Source organism: Pseudomonas koreensis (assembly GCF_012986595.1).
Taxonomy (GTDB): domain Bacteria; phylum Pseudomonadota; class Gammaproteobacteria; order Pseudomonadales; family Pseudomonadaceae; genus Aquipseudomonas; species Aquipseudomonas koreensis.
The window spans coordinates 681,135-695,853 of the sequence record NZ_JAAQYM010000001.1; the positions used below are offsets into that span (position 1 = coordinate 681,135).

Annotated in this window: 12 protein-coding genes; 3 read left to right on the top strand and 9 right to left on the bottom strand. The window is 63.0% G+C overall.

Annotated elements, in window-relative coordinates; all coding sequences use genetic code 11:
• Positions 1–3: 3 nt before the first annotated feature.
• The 9 genes from prfB to HBN98_RS03340 form a co-directional block, all read right to left on the bottom strand.
• A protein-coding gene (prfB, locus tag HBN98_RS03300; RefSeq protein ID WP_098967418.1) for a peptide chain release factor 2 occupies positions 4–1,099 on the bottom strand; the annotation gives its coding sequence in 2 pieces (ribosomal slippage) (positions 4–1,026 and positions 1,028–1,099; 1,095 coding nt in all).
• Between the two features lie 196 nt (positions 1,100–1,295).
• Positions 1,296–2,297 carry a response regulator gene (locus tag HBN98_RS03305; RefSeq protein ID WP_064586148.1) on the bottom strand — a complete coding sequence of 334 codons (1,002 nt, stop codon included), beginning with the start codon at positions 2,295–2,297 and terminating at the stop codon, positions 1,296–1,298.
• Positions 2,298–2,345: 48 nt separating this feature from the next.
• Entirely contained in the window at positions 2,346–3,356 is a 1,011-nt protein-coding gene (gene cheB, locus HBN98_RS03310; RefSeq protein ID WP_083366900.1) for a chemotaxis response regulator protein-glutamate methylesterase, read from the bottom strand.
• Complete coding sequence (locus tag HBN98_RS03315) at positions 3,353–5,647, bottom strand: hybrid sensor histidine kinase/response regulator (RefSeq protein WP_083366901.1); 2,295 nt, start codon at positions 5,645–5,647, stop codon at positions 3,353–3,355. Before HBN98_RS03315 ends, cheB begins: the two co-directional genes overlap by 4 nt.
• A complete protein-coding gene (locus tag HBN98_RS03320; RefSeq protein WP_064586145.1) occupies positions 5,644–6,339 on the bottom strand; it encodes a chemotaxis protein CheW in 696 nt (231 codons plus the stop codon). Before HBN98_RS03320 ends, HBN98_RS03315 begins: the two co-directional genes overlap by 4 nt.
• Complete coding sequence (locus tag HBN98_RS03325; RefSeq protein WP_083366902.1) at positions 6,336–7,610, bottom strand: CheR family methyltransferase; 1,275 nt, start codon at positions 7,608–7,610, stop codon at positions 6,336–6,338. The genes HBN98_RS03320 and HBN98_RS03325 overlap by 4 nt, the downstream gene beginning before the upstream one ends.
• Positions 7,607–8,125 carry a chemotaxis protein CheW gene (locus HBN98_RS03330; RefSeq protein ID WP_083366903.1) on the bottom strand — a complete coding sequence of 173 codons (519 nt, stop codon included), beginning with the start codon at positions 8,123–8,125 and terminating at the stop codon, positions 7,607–7,609. Before HBN98_RS03330 ends, HBN98_RS03325 begins: the two co-directional genes overlap by 4 nt.
• Entirely contained in the window at positions 8,125–9,747 is a 1,623-nt protein-coding gene (locus tag HBN98_RS03335; RefSeq protein ID WP_064586142.1) for a methyl-accepting chemotaxis protein, read from the bottom strand. Before HBN98_RS03335 ends, HBN98_RS03330 begins: the two co-directional genes overlap by 1 nt.
• A gap of 294 nt (positions 9,748–10,041) precedes the next feature.
• The gene (locus HBN98_RS03340; protein ID WP_083366904.1) at positions 10,042–10,764 is read right to left on the bottom strand and encodes a tellurite resistance TerB family protein; all 723 of its coding nucleotides are present in this window, start codon (positions 10,762–10,764) and stop codon (positions 10,042–10,044) included.
• A gap of 208 nt (positions 10,765–10,972) precedes the next feature.
• Between HBN98_RS03340 and HBN98_RS03345 the strand changes: the two genes are divergently transcribed.
• From HBN98_RS03345 to ydcS, 3 genes are all read left to right on the top strand, one after another.
• Complete coding sequence (locus tag HBN98_RS03345) at positions 10,973–11,887, top strand: LysR family transcriptional regulator (RefSeq protein WP_007954670.1); 915 nt, start codon at positions 10,973–10,975, stop codon at positions 11,885–11,887.
• Between the two features lie 130 nt (positions 11,888–12,017).
• The gene (locus HBN98_RS03350) at positions 12,018–13,475 is read left to right on the top strand and encodes a gamma-aminobutyraldehyde dehydrogenase (protein ID WP_083366905.1); all 1,458 of its coding nucleotides are present in this window, start codon (positions 12,018–12,020) and stop codon (positions 13,473–13,475) included.
• An 84-nt stretch (positions 13,476–13,559) separates the two neighbouring features.
• Entirely contained in the window at positions 13,560–14,711 is a 1,152-nt protein-coding gene (gene ydcS, locus HBN98_RS03355; protein WP_083366906.1) for a putative ABC transporter substrate-binding protein YdcS, read from the top strand.
• Positions 14,712–14,719 lie beyond the last annotated feature (8 nt).

Here is a 14,719-nt window from a genome sequence, read left to right on the forward strand (position 1 = left end):
CTTTTACAGCCCCGATTTCAGGCTGGCTTCCAGGTATTCGTCGATGTCGCCGTCGAGCACCTTGTCGCAGTCGCTGCGTTCGATGTTGGTGCGCAGATCCTTGATCCGCGACGCATCGAGCACGTAAGAGCGGATCTGGTGACCCCAGCCGATGTCCGACTTGGTGTCTTCCAGCGCTTGCGACGCGGCGTTGCGTTTCTGCATTTCCTGCTCGTACAACTTGGCCCGCAGCATTTTCATGGCGGTGTCCTTGTTGGCGTGCTGGGAACGTTCGTTCTGGCAGCTGACCACGGTGTTGGTCGGTACGTGGGTGATACGTACGGCCGAGTCGGTGGTGTTTACGTGCTGACCACCGGCACCGGAGGAACGATAGGTGTCGATCCGCAGGTCTGCCGGGTTGATCTCGATTTCCACCTTGTCATCGATCTCGGGCGAGACGAACACCGCAGAGAACGAAGTGTGGCGACGGTTGCCGGAGTCGAACGGGCTCTTGCGCACCAGACGGTGCACGCCGATCTCGGTGCGCAGCCAGCCAAAGGCGTATTCGCCCTTGATGTGCACGGTCGCACCTTTGATACCGGCGACTTCACCGGCCGACAGTTCCATGATGGTCGCGTCGAAACCACGTTTGTCAGCCCAGCGCAGGTACATGCGCAGCAGGATGTTGGCCCAGTCCTGGGCCTCGGTACCGCCGGAGCCAGCCTGGATGTCCAGGTAGGCGTTGTTCGGGTCCATCTCGTGGCTGAACATGCGACGGAATTCAAGCTTGGCGAGGTTTTCCTCGAGACGGGCCAGCTCGGCGACAACATCGCCCACTGCGCCTTCGTCGTTTTCTTCGACGGCCATGTCCAGCAAGTCGCGGCAATCGGCCAGACCGGCGTTCAGTTCGTCGAGGGTGTCGACGATCTGCGCCAGCGCCGAGCGCTCGCGGCCCAGTTCCTGGGCGTATTCAGGTTTGTTCCAGACACTCGGATCTTCAAGCTCGCGATTGACTTCGGTCAGACGCTCATGCTTTTGATCGTAGTCAAAGATACCCCCGAATAGTTTCGGAGCGCTCGGACAGGTCCTTGATGGTGTTCAGGATCGGGTTGATTTCCATGACGGGCAGCACTCGTTGGCGAACTTTTGAAAGCCGGCGAGTATAACGTAAACAGGCTGTGACGGCAGCCCGTCTGGCGGGGCGAATCGCGCAATCTCAAACTGTAGGAGCTGCCGCAGGCTGCGATCTTTTGATCTTCAAAAAACAAAATCAAAAGATCGCAGCCTGCGGCAGCTCCTGCAGGGGATGGCGGCGCTTATTCGATACCGACCTGATTACGCCCATTGTTCTTCGCCTGATACAACCCGCGATCCGCCGCCGAGATCAGCAGCCGGCAGTCACTGCCCGCCTGCGGCACCATGGTCGCCAGGCCGATGCTGATGGTCAGGCTCGCCCCTTCGCTGGGGGTGTTGTGCGGAATTTTCAGCGCCGCCACGGTCTGGCGCAGTTTCTCCGCCACCAGCCGCGCGCCGCCCGGCGAGGTGTTCGGCAGCACCAGGGCGAACTCCTCACCGCCGTAGCGCGCCGGCAGGTCCGACGGCCGGGCGCTGGCATCACGGATCGCCGTGGCCACCTTGCGCAGCGCCTCGTCGCCCTCGACATGGCCGAAGCTGTCGTTGTACGACTTGAAGTAATCAACATCGATCATCAGCAGCGACAACTGGCTCTGATCGCGCATCGAGCGACGCCATTCCAGTTCCAGGTATTCGTCGAAGTGTCGGCGGTTGGACAGTCCGGTAAGGCCGTCGGAGTTCATCAGGCGTTGCAGCACCAGGTTGGTGTCGAGCAACTGCTGCTGGCTGACCCGCAACGCGCGATAAGCCGCGTCCCGTTGCAACAGGGTCATGTAGGAGCGCGAGTGATAGCGGATGCGCGCCACCAGTTCGATGGTGTCCGGCAGTTTCACCAGATAATCGTTGGCCCCGGCGGAAAACGCCGCGCTCTTGATCAGCGGGTCCTCCTTGGTCGAGAGCACGATGATCGGGATGTCCTTGGTGGCCGGGTGATTGCGGTATTCGCGCACCAGGCTCAGGCCATCGAGGCCGGGCATCACCAAGTCCTGCAAAATCACCGTCGGCTTGATCCGTACCGCCTGGGCGATGGCCTGATGCGGGTCGGAGCAGAAGTGGAAGTCGATGTTCTCTTCGTTCGACAGCCCACGGCGCACGGCTTCGCCGATCATCGCCTGATCGTCCACCAACAACACCATGGCGGCGTTTTCGTCGGTTTTAATGTCGTCGATCTGTAAGTCATTCATGGGCGGTCACCTGAATACTGCGGGGGCCAGGATTGCGGAAAAACCTGTTCATTTGGGGAAAACCTCCAGCAACCGTGGCGCTATCTTTTCCAGTGGACGGATTTCGACAGCCGCATCGATCGCCGCTGCGGCCTTGGGCATGCCGTACACCGCACTGCTTTGCTGGTCCTGCGCGATGGTCAAATAACCCTGCTGGCGCATGAGCTTAAGCCCTTGCGCCCCGTCGCGTCCCATCCCGGTCAATAAAACCCCGATGGCATCGCCGTTCCAATAACTGGCGACGCTTTCGAAAAACACGTCGATCGACGGTCGGTAAATCTCGTTGACCGGCTCGGCGGTGTAGGCCAGCGTGCCGTTTTTCAATAAGCGAATATGGTGATTGGTGCCGGCCAGCAGCACCGCGCCGGCCTGCGGCGGCTCGCCTTCGCGGGCCAGGCGCACGTCCAGGCCGCTGGCGCTGGCCAGCCATTCGGCCATGCCGGCAGCGAACACCTGATCAACGTGCTGCACCAGCACGATGGCGGCCGAAAAATCACGCGGCAGGCCTTTGAGCAGGACTTCCAGCGCCGCCGGCCCGCCGGCAGAAGAGCCGATCGCCACCAGCCGCTTGCATGAACCGGAGCTGCGCGGCGGCGCGTGTACCGGGCGCGTGCGGCTGGTCTTCTCGCCGATCAGCCAGCCGATGTTGAGGATCTTGCGCAGCAACGGTGCCGCCGCCTCCTGCGCATTACCGGCACCGAGCGCCGGGGTGTCGACCACGTCCAGTGCACCGTGGCCCATGGCTTCGAAGACGCGGTGCACGTTTTGCTGCCGATCTACCGTGACAATGACAATGGCGCACGGGGTCTCGGCCATGATCCGGCGGGTGGCTTCGACGCCGTCCATCACCGGCATGATCAAGTCCATCAGGATCAGGTCCGGGGTATTTTCGGCGCACAGTTGTACCGCCTCGGCGCCATTTCTGGCGACCCAGACCACTTGATGCGCTGGCTCGAAGGCCAGCGCCCGGCGCAGCGCCTCCACCGCCAGGGGCATGTCGTTGACGATTGCGATTTTCATGCCCGCGCTCCTCCAATGAGCTCAACCACTGCATCAAGCAGGGCGTCGTCATGAAAACTGGCCTTGGCTAAATAATAGTCCGCCCCGGCATCCAGTCCACGACGGCGATCTTCTTCACGATCCTTGTACGAAACCACCATCACCGGCAGCGATTGCAGACGGTTGTCACGGCGCAACAGGGTAACCAGTTCGATGCCGTCCATGCGCGGCATGTCGATATCGGTGATCAGCAAATCGAAATCCTCCGAACGCAACGCGTTCCAGCCGTCCATGCCGTCCACCGCGACCGCCACGTCATAGCCGCGATTGAGCAGCAGCTTGCGTTGCAACTCGCGCACGGTGAGCGAATCGTCGACCACCAGAATCCGTTTGCGCGCCACCTCGGCGGCCTGATTGCCGTGCCGTGCGATGCGCTCCAGGCGCCCGGTATTGAGCAGTTTGTCCACCGAGCGCAGCATGTCTTCGACGTCGACGATCAACACCACCGAACCGTCGTCGAGCAGCGCCCCGGCGGAAATGTCCTGAACCTTGCCCAGCCGCTCATCCAGCGGCAGCACCACCAGCGTGCGCTCGCCGACAAACCGCTCGACCGCCACGCCGTAGATCGCGTCGCGCTCACGGATCACCACGACCTTGAGGGTTTCGCCGTTGCTCTGGCTCGCCGGGCGATTGAGCAACTGGCTGGCGGCGACCAGCCCGACATGCCGGCCCTCATGCCAGAAATGCTGGCGGCCCTCGACCTGGACGATGTCCTGCGGCTGCAAATCGCACATGCGCTCGATGTGCGCCAGCGGGAAGGCGTAGGCCTCCTCCCCGACTTCCACCACCAGACTGCGCACCACCGACAGGGTCAGCGGCACTTCGAGATGAAAGCGACTGCCCTCGCCTGCCGTCTGCTCCAGCACCACCGCACCGCGCAGTTGCCGCACCATGTGTTGCACCGCGTCGAGGCCGACTCCACGCCCGGACACTTCGGTGACCGTGTCGCGCAGGCTGAAACCCGGCAGGAACAGGAACGTCAGCAACTCTTCTTCGCTCAACTGCGCCGCCGTTTCGGCTGGCGACAGCTGACGCTCGACAATGCTGCGGCGGACCTTTTCCAGGTCGACACCATTGCCGTCATCGCTCAGTTCCAGCACCAGCAAACCGGCCTGGTGCGAGGCGCGCAGGCGGATCAGGCCTTCTTCGGACTTGCCCTTGAGCAGGCGTTGTTCCGGGGTTTCGATGCCATGGTCGACCGCGTTGCGAAGCAGATGAGTCAGCGGCGCTTCAAGCTTTTCCAGCACGTCGCGATCGACCTGAGTCTTCTCGCCTTCAATCTCCAGCCGCACCTGTTTGCCGAGGCTGCGCCCCAGATCCCGGACCATGCGCACCTGCCCGGTGAGCACATCGGCAAACGGGCGCATGCGGCAGGCCAGCGCGGTGTCGTAGAGCACCTGCGCGCGCTGGCTGGCTTGCCAGGCGAACTCGTCCAGTTCGGCGTTTTTCTCCGCGAGCAACTGCTGGGATTCGGCCAGCAGGCGCCGCGCATCTTCGAGGGCTTCCTGGGCTTCGAGGCTCAGCGCATGTTCCTTGAGATGCACATTGAGGCTTTCCAGCGCCCGCAGGCCGTTGTTCTGCATGCGCTTGAGGCGCTGCATGGTCGCCAGATGCGGCTTGAGGCGCTGGGTTTCGACCAGCGATTTGCTCGACAGGTCGAGCAGGCTGTTCAGGCGCTCGGCGGTGACCCGCAGCACGCGCTCGCCACCTTCGGTGGTGCGTTTGTTCTTGCGCGGGCCCGAGTCAGAAGATTCAAGCGGTGTATCGAGCGCCGGCGTGGGCATTGGCGCCGGGGTTTCAATCGGTGCAGGGGCCTGCAACTGCAATTCGGCCATGGGTGGCGGCGCTGCTGCAGGCGGCGCCGATGGATCGAGCAGACGCCCCATCAACGCCACGTACGCTTCGATATCCGGCGCTTGCGGGGCATTGGCCGGGGTGGCGATGCGCATCAGCAGATCGGTGCCCTGCAACAACGCATCGATGTGTTCCGGACGCAGCAACAGCCGCCCTTCCTGAGCGCTGACCAGACAATCTTCCATCACATGGGCAACGCTGACGCCGCTGTCGATGCCGACGATCCGCGCCGCACCCTTGAGCGAGTGCGCCGCGCGCATGCACGACTCCAGTTGATCAGCCTGAGTCGGGTTGCGCTCCAGCGCCAGCAGCCCGCTGCTGAGAACCTGGGTCTGGGCCTCAGCTTCGAGGCTGAACAGCTCCAGCAGCGAGGCGTCGCGCATTTGCTCGGGGGTCATGTGAGGCTCCGGGTCACGGCGGACAGCAACTGTTCTTCATCCAGCCAACGCAGGCTGCGCCCCCGAAATTGCAGGACTCCACGGGTGTATTTGGCGCTGGCCGTGCTGTTGTGCTCGCCACCGGCGCGTGATGCGGCGTCGAGAATGCGTTCGTCGATGGCATGGATGCCGTCGACCTCATCCACCGGCACCACCACCGGCCCGCCGCGGGCGGCAATGATCAGCATGCGCGGCATGATCCGCGCGCCGGTGGCCGGTGCGGCGTTACCGTCAAGGTCGAGCAATTCGACCAGCGACAGGCACGCCACCAATGCCCCGCGCACGTTTGCCACACCGAGCAAGGCCCGCGAGCGCTGGTGCGGCAACGAGTGAATCGCCTGCAGCGGCGCCACCTCAACCAGGCTGCGGGTCGCCAGGCCCAGCCACTCTTCGCCGAGGCGGAACATCAACAGCGAACGGGTTTTAACATCAGTTTCAACCGCGATGGCGACCGGGTCGCGCTCGTCCTGCTGCAACGCATAACGGTCGAGCAGGCGCGTGGCGGCGGCGGAATACACCGCGCAGTTGCGGCAATGAATATGCTCGGCCAGCAATGGGCAGGACTTGTCGCCGTGAATACCGATGCGGTTCCAGCAATCATCGATGGCCCGGGCGTCTTCATGGGTGACGTTCAAGGTGTCGGACGGGATCATCGTTTACGCTCACTGTCGGCGGTGCGGCCGCTGCGGGCGGCGCGCTCCTGCAATCGTCTGGCACCGGCGCTGTCACCCTGGGCCTGGAGCAGCGCGGCCAGGTGCATCAACGCTTCGGGGTGTTGCGGCTCAAGGTACAAAGCCTTGCGGTAATAACCCTGGGCTTCGAGCGCGGAGCCGGCCACGTCACTGAGCAGGCCGAGCCAATAGAACACCTGCGCCACCGGTGGGTGGCTGCGCAGGTATTGTTCGCACGCCGCACGGGCCTCGGCGCTTTTGCCTTCGTTGGCCAGCGCAGCGATGTGCGCCAACAACGTCGCGGCGTCCGGGTTGGCACTTTTGCTGCTGGCAGGCGCCGGCGCGACGCTGGCGAACGGACGCGGGCGCACCGGTGGCGGTGGCGGCGGACTGCGCAACGGCTGGCGCACCGGCAACGGCGTGGGCGTCGGCAGTGCCACGGGTTCGGGCAGCGGCTCAGCGTGGCGGCTGAACGCGAACGACTGCGGGATGCCGATCGAGCGCATGCCCAGACGCCCGAGCAGACTGCCCTCGGCCGGGCCGATAAACAGCACCCCGTCAACGTGAGTCAGGCGCTTGAGCACCGCAAACACTTGCTGCTGGGTCGGCTGATCGAAATAGATCAGCAGGTTGCGGCAGAACACAAAGTCGAACGGCGGCTCGCTGGCCAGCAGCGTCGGATCCAGCACGTTGCCGACCTGCAAGCGCACCTGCTCGCGCACCGCCTCGTTGACGCGATGCCCATCTTGTTCCGCGCTGAAGTGCCGCTCGCGAAAGTCCAGGTCCTGGCCGCGAAACGAGTTCTTGCCGTACAGCGCCCGCCGCGCCTTGTCCACCGACAGTGGGCTGACGTCCATGCCATCGACCTTGAACTGATGCGGCTTGAGTCCGGCATCGAGCAAGGCCATGGCAATCGAATAGGGTTCTTCACCGGTGGAACACGGCAGGCTGAGGATGCGCAGCGCGCGCATGTTGTTCAGTTCGCCCAGCCGTTTGCACGCCAGTTTGCCCAGCGTGGCGAAGGATTCCGGGTAACGGAAAAACCAGGTTTCAGGAACGATCACCGCTTCGATCAGCGCCTGCTGTTCGTCCCGCGAACCTTGCAGCAACTGCCAGTATTCGTCGCTGTGCGCGGCCTGCGAGAGCGTCGTGCGCTGACGCACCGCACGCTCGATGATCGCCGGCCCGACCGAAGTGACATCCAGGCCGATGCGTTCCTTGAGGAAATCGAAAAAACGTTGGTCGCTGCTCATGACTGCGCCTCAAGCGGCGCGGGGAACAACAGATTGCGCACGGCGTCATCCAGCAGATCGTTGACTCGCACCCACTGCACCAGCCCCTGAGCGTCCTCACGCACCGGACCGAGGTACGGCGCCTGCCGATTGTCCAGGCCATAAGGCTGAAAATCGTCGGGATGGCAGCGCAGGGTGTCGGTCGCCTGCTCAAGGATCAGTCCGAGCCAGCGCGGCGGCTGCAGCTCATCCGGGCGGTAATGCACCAACACCAGTCGGGTGCTGGTGCGCTCCTGGGCGGGATGGCCGAAGGTCAGCGCACTGAGGTCGATCGCCGGCACCACCGCACCACGATAGGCGAACACTCCGGCCACCCATTTCGGTGCCTGGGCGATCGGCTTCAGCGGCAGACGCGGCAAGACCTCGGCCACTTCCGTGGCGCGCAAGGCATAGCGCTCCTTACCAATGCGAAACAGCAGGAACAACGCCTGCTTCGCCACCGGCGCAGCGCTGCGTTTGGCGGTGATTTCGCTCATCAGACTTTGAATCGCGAAACGCCGCTGCGCAGCCCGACGGCCACCTGGCTCAGTTCGTCGATGGCGAAACTGGCCTGACGCAACGACTCGACGGTCTGGCTGCTGGCGTCGCCCAGTTGCACCAGCGCATGGTTGATCTGTTCGGCACCGGTGGCCTGGGCCTGCATGCCTTCGTTGACCATCAACACCCGAGGCGCCAGCGCCTGCACCTGATGGATGATCTGCGACAGCTGCTCGCCGACCTGTTGCACTTCGGCCATGCCGCGGCGCACTTCTTCGGAGAACTTGTCCATGCCCATCACCCCGGCGGACACCGCCGACTGGATCTCGCGGACCATCTGTTCAATGTCATACGTGGCGACGGCGGTCTGGTCCGCCAGACGTCGCACTTCCGTGGCGACCACGGCAAAACCACGGCCGTATTCACCGGCCTTCTCGGCTTCGATCGCGGCGTTGAGCGACAGCAGGTTGGTCTGGTCGGCGACCTTGACGATGGTCACCACCACCTGATTGATGTTGCCGGCCTTCTCGTTGAGGATCGCCAGTTTGGCGTTGACCAGATCGGCCGCGCCCATCACCGAGTGCATGGTGTCTTCCATGCGCGCCAGACCTTGCTGGCCGGAACCGGCGAGCACCGAGGCCTGATCGGCAGCGGTGGACACTTCGGTCATGGTGCGCACCAGATCCCGCGAGGTGGCGGCGATTTCCCGCGAGGTCGCGCCGATTTCGGTGGTGGTGGCGGCGGTTTCGGTGGCGGTGGCCTGTTGCTGCTTGGAGGTGGCAGCGATCTCGGTCACCGAAGTGGTCACCTGCACCGAGGAGCGCTGGGCCTGGGACACCAGCGAGGTCAGTTCGGTCATCATGTCGTTGAAGCCGGTTTCCACCGCGCCGAACTCGTCCTTGCGGTCCAGATTCAGGCGGCTGCTCAAGTCGCCGGTGCGCATGATGTCGAGGATCTTCACGATGCGGTTCATCGGCGCCATGATCGCGCGCATCAGCAGCAAGCCGCAGGCACCGGCCGCCAGCACAGCCACCAGCAGCGAGACGAACATGCTGACCTTGGCCGCCGCCACCGCCTCGTCGATGTTGGCCATGGCCTGATCAGCGACCCGCTTGTTCTCGCCAATGATGTCGTTGAGTTTCATGCGACCGGTGTACCAGGCCGGGGTCAGCTTCTCGGTGAACAGCTTGACCGCCTCGGCTTCCAGATTGCGCTTGTGCAGATCGAGCACCTGGTCCTGGATCTGCATATAAGTGTCGTGATCCTTCTCGAACGCGGCGAACTCGACACGGTCCTCGTCGGTGGTCACGGTGTTGCGGTAGTTGGCCATCTGCTCTTGCAGACGGTTCTCGAACGCCTTGTAGTCCGCCGCGTCTTCGCTGCTGATGCCCTGCCCTTCCTTGAGGCCCAGCAGTTCCTGGGTCTGCAGATAGCTGTCGACCCACGCACCGCGAATCATCGAGCTGTAATAGACGCCGGGAACCGCGTCGTCACGCACGCTGCTTTCACTGGCCTCGATCTTCAGCAACCGCGAATAAGAGACGACGACCATCAGCAACATGATGGCGATAATCACCGCAAAGCTCGCCAAAATGCGTTGGCGCAACGTCCAGTTCTTCACAGTGAGTCCTCGTGCCTAAGTCGAAATGCGGGGAGTATAGCCGAGGGCGGTGTTTCATTTATAAGACGCTTTTTAACCCTCGGACCCACCCGACGTGGTTTGCGGGAAGGCTCTGGGGTGGGACTGTCCGACAATCCGGGGCTGGCGTGCCAGTGATGGAATGGCAAAAGGGGGCGATGGATCGGCCATTGCTGTTGATGCGAGGCTGAAAACGCAATCGCGAGCAGGCTCACTCCTACAAGGGAACGCATTCCAAAGGTAAGAGCGAGCCTGCTCGCGAAGGGCCCGCCGGCATTACGCAGCGGTCAAGCGAACCTGTTTCTCCAGCTCTACCTTCAACCCCGGCTCCAGCTTCAGTTGCTTCGCCAACTCTTCCAGATAGGCCTTTTCCATAAAGCTTTCCTCATCCACCAGCATGACACTGGCGATGTACATCTCCGCCGCCATTTCCGGCGTGCTGGCGGCGCGGGCGACATCGGCAGGGTCGAGGGGCTTGTTGAGTTCGGCATGCAGCCACTGTTTCAGTTCCTGATCGTTGTCGAGTCGGGTGAATTCGCCCTCGATCAACTGGCGTTCGCGGTCATCGATGTGACCGTCGGCCTTGGCGGCGGCGACCAGTGCCTTGAGAATCGCCTGGCTGTGCTGCTCGGCTTGCGCGGGCGGCAGCCGATCCAGTGTCTGCGGTTCGGTTTGCGGTGCCGTGCCCTTCTGCGCGTTCCAGTTGCCATAAGCCTTGTAGGCCAGCACACCGAGAGCCGCGAGGCCACCGTAGACCGCCACTTTGCCGCCGACTTTGCGCGCCTTTTTGCTGCCGAGCAGCAGGCCCATTGCCCCGGCCGCCAATGCGCCACCGCCCGCCCCCGAGAGCAGGCCACCCAGCGCACCGGAGCCTGAAGACCCGCCCAGCAAACCGCCCAGACCGCCAGCCGCCGGTTTGTTCTGCGCGCCGCCGGCTTTGTTCTGCAACAGATCCTGGCCGGATTTGAGTAGTTGATCGAGCAATCCACGGGTGTTCATGTGCCGCCTCCAAAACAGGGGTTATCCGGATCTATATGGCCCTCAGCCTAGTTCGAAAGTGCCCCTGCCATGCCGGCGAGTGTGCTTCCAGATGTTGCTCAAAGGTTTGCACCGCAACTTCTGTGGCGAGGGAGCTTGCAGCTACCCTCTAAAAAACCGATATACACTCAAGCCAATCTATAAAAACCGCCCACCGGGTACCCTGCTCATGATGACCCTGCGTCAAATCCGTCACTTCATCGCGGTGGCCGAGACCGGCTCGATTTCCGCAGCGGCGCAAACCGCGTTCATTTCCCAATCGACGTTGACCCTGGCGATCCAGCAACTGGAGGAGGAAATCGGCGTGAGCCTGTTCAACCGCCACGCCAAGGGCATGACGCTGACGCACCAGGGTCATCAATTCCTGCGCCAGGCGCACCTGATTCTGGCAACGGTGGACAACGCCAAGCGCAGCCTGCAACAAAGCACCGATCAGGTCGCCGGGCAGTTGATCGTCGGCGTGACCAGTCTGGTCGCCGGTTACTACCTCGCCGATTTGCTCACCCGTTTTCAGCGCGCTTATCCCAACGTCGAAATTCGCGTGATGGAGGACGAACGCCCCTACATCGAGCATCTGTTGGTCAGCGGCGAGATCGATGTCGGCGTGCTGATCCTCTCCAATCTCGAAGACCGCCACGCTTTGCAGACCGAAGTGCTGACCCACTCGCCGCATCGTTTATGGCTGCCGGCCCAGCATCCGTTGCTGGAACACGACAGTATCAACCTCGCCGATGTCGCCCGCGAGCCGCTGATTCAACTGAACGTCGATGAAATGGATCGCAATGCCCAACGCCTGTGGCGCGGCGCCGGGTTGCAGCCGAAGATCACCCTGCGCACAGCCTCGACCGAAGCGGTGCGAAGCCTAGTCGCGGCGGGGCTGGGCGTGTCGATCCAGCCGGACATGACCTATCGCCCGTGGTCGCTGGAGGGCGACATCATCGAAGCGCGGCCAATTGCCGACCTCAACCAGACCCTCGACGTCGGCCTGGCCTGGCGCCGGGGCACCGCGCGACCGGCGCTGGTCGATCCGTTCCTGACCGTGGCCCGCGAGCAGCCGCACGGCGGACGCAAGCCATCTATTTAATCGAATGCCACCTTCAGTATTTAGAATTTGTCGACCTCGGAGCCGCGCACTAGTCTTGCTGCATCTATAAGACGGTTGGCTCCCGGGCACGGGAGCAACAATGACCACACAAGAAAAGAGATCGCGGAAAATGGCTGGCGTGCAGACCCCGATGTGTACCGCGTTGTTGATCGACGGTGAACTGGTCGCCGGGGAAGGTTTTGTCGAACCGATCCTCAACCCGGCCACCGGTGAGATCCTTACGCACATCGCCGAGGCCAGCACCGAGCAGGTCGAAACCGCGATCCTTGCCGCCCATCACGCCTTTGCCGAATGGTCCCGGACCACACCGCAGCAACGCTCGAACCTGTTGCTGGAGATCGCCAACGCCGTCGAAAAACACGCCGACCACCTCGCCCGCCTCGAAGCGCTGAATTGCGGCAAGCCGCTGCACCTGGCGCGGCAGGACGACCTGACCGCCACGGTCGATGTGTTCCGCTTCTTCGCCGGTGCCGTGCGTTGCCAGACCGGCCAGCTCAGCGGTGAATACCTGCCGGGCTACACCAGCATGGTCCGTCGTGATCCGATTGGCGTCGTCGCCTCGATTGCGCCGTGGAACTACCCGATCATGATGGCCGCGTGGAAAATCGCTCCGGCCCTCGCCGCCGGCAATACGCTGGTGTTCAAGCCCTCGGAACACACGCCGCTGTCGATCCTCGCGCTGGCGCCCGCACTGGCCGAGATCCTGCCGCGGGGGGTGATCAATATCATCTGCGGCGGCGGTGAAGGCGTCGGCAGCCATCTGGTCGGCCACGCCAAGGTGCGCATGGTCTCGCTGACCGGCGATATCGTCACCGGGCAGAAGATCCTCCAGGCCGCCGCTAAAACCCTCAAACGCACGCACCTTGAACTCGGCGGCAAAGCCCCGGTGATCGTCTGCAACGATGCCGACCTGCAAGCAGTGGTCGACGGCGTGCGCACCTACGGTTACTACAATGCCGGCCAGGACTGCACCGCTGCTTGCCGGATCTACGCCCAGGCGGGAATCCACGACAAACTGGTCGCCGAACTCGGCGCAGCGGTCAGCAGCCTGCGCTTCGCCGGCAAACGCGACGCCGACAACGAGATCGGCCCGCTGATCAGCACTCGCCAGCGCGACCGCGTCGCCAGTTTCGTCGAGCGCGCCCTCGGTCAGCCGCACATCGAGCGGGTGACCGGCGCGGCGGTGCATTCCGGCGCCGGTTTCTTTTACCAACCAACGCTGCTCGCTGGCTGCAAACAGATCGATGAAATCGTCCAGCGCGAAGTGTTCGGCCCGGTGGTCACCGTGACCCGCTTCGACGAACTCGCGCAAGCGGTGGACTGGGCCAACGACTCCGAATACGGCCTGGCCTCGTCGGTGTGGACGCAGAACCTGGACAAGGCGATGCAGGTCGCCGCCCGCTTGCAGTACGGCTGCACCTGGATCAACAGCCATTTCATGCTGGTCAGCGAAATGCCCCACGGCGGGCTGAAACGCTCCGGATACGGCAAAGACTTATCCAGTGATTCGCTGCAGGACTACAGCGTGGTGCGGCACATCATGGCCCGCCACGGCCAGCATCTCTGACTACGCTAATAACAAGCCAAAACGGCATCGCTGCACCGCGTTCACAAACTGCCCCGACCATAATTTGAAGAAGAGGGTTCAACCATGTTCGTGCACAAGACCGCACTGTTCAGTGCAATCACCACGGCCTTGCTGGCCAGCGCCAGCCTGCAAGCGGCAGAACCGCTGAAGGCCGTCGGCGCCGGCGAGGGTCAGCTGGATATCGTCGCGTGGCCGGGTTACATCGAACGTGGCGAGAGCGACAAGGCCTACGACTGGGTGACCGGTTTCGAGCAGGAAACCGGCTGCAAGGTCAACGTGAAGACCGCCGCCACCTCCGACGAAATGGTCAGCCTGATGGCCAAGGGCGGTTACGACCTGGTGACCGCGTCGGGCGATGCCTCGCTGCGGTTGATCGTCGGCAAGCGCGTGCAACCGATCAACACCGCGTTGATCCCGAACTGGAACACCCTCGACCCACGCCTCAAAGATGCGCCGTGGTACGTGGTCAACAAGCAGACTTACGGCACCCCGTACCAGTGGGGCCCGAACGTGCTGATGTACAACACCAACGTGTTCAAGACCGCGCCAACCAGCTGGAGCGTAGTGTTCGCGGCTCAGGAGCTGCCCGATGGCAAGCCGAACAAGGGCCGCGTGCAAGCGTATGACGGGCCGATCTACATCGCCGATGCGGCGTTGTACCTGAAGACTGCCAAGCCTGAGCTGGGCATCAAAGACCCGTACCAGCTCACCGAAGATCAATACAAAGCCGTGCTCGATCTGTTGCGCGCGCAGCAACCGTTGATCCACCGCTACTGGCACGACACCACGGTGCAGATGAGCGACTTCAAGAACGAAGGCGTGGTTGCCTCCAGCGCCTGGCCGTATCAGGTCAACGGCCTGATCAACGAGAAGCAGCCGATCGCCTCGACCATTCCGAAAGAGGGCGCCACCGGCTGGGCCGACACCACCATGCTGCACGCCGAAGCCAAGCACCCGAACTGCGCCTACAAGTGGATGGACTGGTCGCTGAAACCGAAAGTCCAGGGTGACGTGGCCGCGTGGTTCGGCTCGTTGCCGGCAGTGCCAGCGGCGTGCAAGGGCAGCGAACTGCTCGGCGCCGAAGGCTGCAAGACCAACGGTTTCGACCAGTTCGACCAGATCGCCTTCTGGAAAACCCCGCAGGCTGAGGGCGGCAAGTTTGTGCCGTATAGCCGCTGGACCCAGGACTACATCGCGATCATGGGCGGCAGGTAATCCACATT